Source organism: Lentzea terrae (genome assembly GCF_003265345.1).
In the GTDB taxonomy this organism is placed as follows: domain Bacteria; phylum Actinomycetota; class Actinomycetes; order Mycobacteriales; family Pseudonocardiaceae; genus Lentzea; species Lentzea terrae.
The window spans coordinates 363,779-364,205 of record NZ_QFWW01000002.1; the positions used below are offsets into that span (position 1 = coordinate 363,779).

The 427-nt window shown below is 68.1% G+C and carries 1 protein-coding gene; it reads right to left on the minus strand.

Annotation, left to right across the window (positions count from 1 at the left end; all coding sequences use genetic code 11):
* Positions 1 to 405 (minus strand): DUF222 domain-containing protein (locus DI276_RS04940; protein ID WP_198680460.1); only part of this gene is annotated, 405 nt, incomplete at its 3' end.
* Positions 406 to 427 lie beyond the last annotated feature (22 nt).

Consider the following 427-nt stretch of genomic DNA (forward strand, 5'->3'; position numbering starts at 1 on the left):
CGGGTCGTTCTGGTAGAGGCCGTACACGAGCGCCCGGCCCAGCTTGCGCACCGCGGCGGGCTCGAACTCCCGTGCGTAGCCCACGACCGTGGCCTCGTGTTCGGCGGGCAGGTCCCGCATGACCTCGGCGACCACCGCGACATGCTCGACCGACAGCGCGCCCTCGGCCACCGCCTCAGCGGTCACCGGAAGCTCCGGGGCGAGTTCGCTGCCGGTCGGCGTGATCTCACGACCCAGCAAACCCGCGTTCGCCACCCACCGCTGAGCGGTCTTCAGATCCCAGCGAACAGCGTGCCGCAGCACCTGAGCCAGATTCTTGTAACCCAGCTCGGATGCGGCTCCGCGCCGATCCAACTCGGCAATTTTCTGCATCACCGCAGATTCGCGAGCCCGAATTTCCGCCACCTCCGCGACAACACTGCGCAGC